The sequence below is a fragment of the Kaarinaea lacus genome, from assembly GCF_975902315.1.
Genome location: NZ_CDLKIE010000204.1, coordinates 1 through 2,907, shown reverse-complemented (window position 1 = coordinate 2,907; position 2,907 = coordinate 1). Strand labels below are relative to the sequence as shown.

The following is a 2,907-nucleotide window of genomic DNA, read 5'->3' as shown; positions in this document are numbered from 1 at the left end:
TAATACGGTTTTGCTGGAATTTGCCAGGCGGATAAAAGCTTGCGTAAGAAGTACTGATACCATTGCGCGAATTGAAAGTAATGTGTTCTGTATTTTGCTTCCGGACATTAATGATTTTCGAAATCTTGTGAAAGTAGTGGACAGTATAAATTTCCAGTTGTTGAGTCCTTTCTTAGTTGGTGAGTCGCAATATAACGTTAATGTCGCCATCGGTATTGAGACATTTCCAGATGATGACAAAACCAGAAAGTCGCTGATTGAACATGCCTATATAGCGATGTGTCAATCAAGAAACGTGGACGGCAGGAACTACTGTTTTTATGATAATGAAACGGACAAAAACATCGACCAGCAAATTGCACAAGAAAGTCAGCTGCGTTCAGCAATCAATAAACAGGAGTACGACATTCACTACTTGCCTGTTAATGATGTTAAAGATAACGACCTGGCTTTGCTTCAGGCAGATATAGTGTGGCACTCAGACCAATTGCGCGAACTGGAGTCTCAGGTCATTGGTAACTATATCGAAGCGCTGGAATTATCAAAATTGTTCGGTGATATTCAACTCAGTACGATCTGTAAAAAGCTGGGTCGATGGAAAAATGATATCGAATATGAAGACAAGCCCGTGCTCGTTGCGCTGACCGAATCACAATTTAATGATCCGCAACTGCCGGATCGTTACAGGAAAATTGTCGAATCGAACTCGGAGACGCCGAACAAAATCGGCTTACTGGTAAAAGAAGGGTATATTCTCAATGATGTCGAATTTGCTGTAAAGCAGATACGGGCGCTTAAGCGCCGTGGTTTCATGGTTGTTATTGATGACTTTTGCTGTGGCTTGTCTTATCTCGGCAAGTTTGCACATAATTTAGTGGACTTAATTCGTCTGGATGGGCAAATGATCGCTAATCTGGATGAGAAGATTGAATGGTTGTGTGTCGTCGAGGGGATTGTACGTATTGCCAACCAGTTGGGTATAAAAACCATCATAAAGGCTATCGATAACGATGCCAGGTATAAAACACTATTGAATGTTAACGCTACTTATTGGCAAGGTAACTACGTATTAATGTTAGCAAACGACTACGCTATGGCGACGGACGAAATCCAGAACTGAGCGGCAATTTTCATTACCAGGTAATCTACTTTACTATCTGGTCTTCCTGCCATCCCTGTTTTCAGGATTATATAAACTGTGCAAAAAATCCATTGCTGCATTGATCGTCTGCAGCTTCTCTTTCTTGCCGCCACGATCGGGGTGGTGGCGCATTACCAGTCGCCGGTGCTGACGTTTAATTTTTACGTAATCAACAGGATCGCTTAATTCCAGTTCCTTCAATGCGGCGCTCCGCTTATCTTTATTGCTTAGCGTCTTCCAGAAGTTTGTCAGTAACTCGGCAACATCGTTTTCAGATGTATTTTTAAGATTGTCAACGTCCAGGTAATAATCCATTAATGGATCATGCTCGGCGATGCTGGATCCGGCATTTTTTCTGGCCGGCAGTAAAACAATTTTTAAAGGATTGATATCCAGTGTCGTTTGATTGTGTTCCCAACATCTCTGTTTTAGCCGGTAAAGCGTATGAAACAAAATGAAATGCGCCTGAAACAGGGAGAGGCGATCCCAGAAAGTGACATTCTGGAATATTTCATGGCCGGTGTTTTTCAACCATTGAATAAGCTCGTATTCGGAGATACCTGAAGGGTGTGTTTCCAGTGCTTGTAGCACCAGATCGGCTAATGAGCTATCCGGATTATGTTCCACGACTTTGCTGGTGCTTTTGGGGCAGGATTTTTGAAGTTTAACAGGCACCTGATCGGTATGTTGTTCAGGTGCCTGTGATCGGTCTGAAAAAGCGCTTATTTTTTCTTTGGCTCCTGCTTTTTAATTTCTAAAAGCTCAACCTCAAAGATCAATGTTTCATTGGGACCAATATTGGCACCGGCGCCACGAGGGCCGTACGCTAAATCGGAAGGGATAACCACTTTCCACTTGGAGCCCGTTGGCATGAGAGGAAGTATCTGCTGCCATCCCTGTATGACCTGGTTGACCGCAAATGTCGCGGGCTGTCCTCGACCGTAAGAGCTATCGAATTCCGTGCCGTTGATCAGCGTTCCCTTGTAGTGAGCGACAATAGTATCCGTTGCTTTGGGCTTCGAGCCTTTGCCTTCCTTGATAACTTTATATTGAATGCCGCTGGGTAATTCCTTTACGCCTTTTTCCTTTTTATTTTTTGCCAGGTATTCCTCACCCGCTTTTTTAGCTTTATCACCACGCGCCTGGCGTTTGGCCTGTTGCTCTTTTTGCATTTCTAGTACCGCCGCCTGCATGTCCTCCATGGATACGCTTAATTTGGCGTCGGTGAGCACATCCTTGATACCCTGGGCGATTGCCTGAACATCGACATCTGCTCCTTCCCGTTTCAGGTTGCTGCCGATTTGAAACCCGATTGCGTAGCTGTATTTTTGTTTGTTGCTTTTCAGTTCAGCTGCGGTTACTGAAAAACTGGCGAGGGAGGCGATGGCGATCACGCAGCTCAATAATAAAGTTGTACGTAATGATTTTTTCACTTTGTAGTCCTTTTGGGTTGATGAATGGAATATATAGAGAGAATCAGCAGAGGCAGGGTTTCGCTCTATGGGAATCTTTAGTTTATAAAGAATAGTCTATAAAAAACAATGTGGTACCTAAAATCGAGAATTACGCGTATTGTAACAAGATCATTTAAAACTTATCACTAATAAAGTCTCAATAAATTGTGAATAATCGCAATAAATATAAGCGCTCGACATAACAAAGGCTGAATTCTAAGACCGCAGTGGATTCAGATAATTCTGACTTGGCAATCCGAATATATACAGATATTCTTCGATTTAGGGCGGTTTTCTAATGACTACTGGGGT

Annotated in this window: 3 protein-coding genes; 1 reads left to right on the top strand and 2 read right to left on the bottom strand. The window is 43.0% G+C overall.

The window, feature by feature from the left end; translation table 11 throughout:
* The coding region (locus ACWVCM_RS06065) for an EAL domain-containing protein (RefSeq protein ID WP_455200828.1) at positions 1 to 1,120 on the top strand (1,120 nt) is incomplete at its 5' end.
* 33 nt (positions 1,121 to 1,153) lie between these two features.
* On the opposite strand, the gene ACWVCM_RS06060 is transcribed toward ACWVCM_RS06065, so the two are convergent.
* Entirely contained in the window at positions 1,154 to 1,816 is a 663-nt protein-coding gene (locus ACWVCM_RS06060) for a DNA-J related domain-containing protein (RefSeq protein WP_455200827.1), read from the bottom strand.
* 47 nt (positions 1,817 to 1,863) lie between these two features.
* Positions 1,864 to 2,574, bottom strand: coding sequence for an FKBP-type peptidyl-prolyl cis-trans isomerase (locus ACWVCM_RS06055; protein WP_455200826.1), 711 nt, complete (start codon positions 2,572 to 2,574; stop codon positions 1,864 to 1,866).
* Between the last annotated feature and the right edge of the window lie 333 nt (positions 2,575 to 2,907).